Genomic DNA, 725 nt, shown 5'->3' on the forward strand with positions numbered 1-725 from the left:
GACGCCGGTATGCGCGAGGCCGCCTGGCGAGGGGCTTCGAGCTGTTACAACTGTAGTAACAGAACCGCGAGAGGAGAACTCCATGGGTGTCAGCCTGTCCAAGGGCGGCAACGTCTCCCTGACCAAGGAGGCGCCGGGACTGACGGCGATCACGGTCGGCCTGGGCTGGGATGTTCGCACGACCACCGGCACCGACTTCGACCTGGACGCAAGCGCGCTGCTGCTGACCGAGGCGGGCCAGGTCCCCTCCGACCAGCACTTCGTGTTCTTCAACAACCTCCGCAGCCCCGACGGGTCCGTGGAGCACACCGGCGACAACCTCACCGGGGAGGGCGAGGGCGACGACGAGCAGATCAAGGTGAACCTGGCGTCGGTGCCCGCCGAGATCGACCGCATCACCTTCCCGGTGTCGATCCACGACGGCGACGGCCGCGGGCAGAGCTTCGGGCAGGTCCGCAACGCCTTCATCCGCGTCGTCAACCAGGCCGACAACACCGAGATCGCCCGCTACGACCTCACCGAGGACGCCTCCACCGAGACGGCCATGGTCTTCGGTGAGCTCTACCGCAACGGCGCCGAATGGAAGTTCCGCGCCGTCGGCCAGGGATACGCCTCCGGGCTCTCGGGGGTGGCGAAGGACTTCGGCGTCAACGCCTGACGGCCGTCCGCGCGGGCGGGGCCGCGTGGACGCCCCCGTCCGCGTGGCCCTGCCCACGGTGCGACCG

At 69.2% G+C, this 725-nt stretch carries 1 protein-coding gene; it reads left to right on the plus strand.

Going from position 1 to position 725, the window contains the following annotated elements:
* Positions 1-82 precede the first annotated feature (82 nt).
* Complete coding sequence (locus E1281_RS39810; RefSeq protein WP_131884835.1) at positions 83-658, plus strand: TerD family protein; 576 nt, start codon at positions 83-85, stop codon at positions 656-658.
* Positions 659-725 lie beyond the last annotated feature (67 nt).

Origin of the sequence: Actinomadura sp. KC345, assembly GCF_004348515.1 — a bacterium.
In the GTDB taxonomy this organism is placed as follows: domain Bacteria; phylum Actinomycetota; class Actinomycetes; order Streptosporangiales; family Streptosporangiaceae; genus Spirillospora.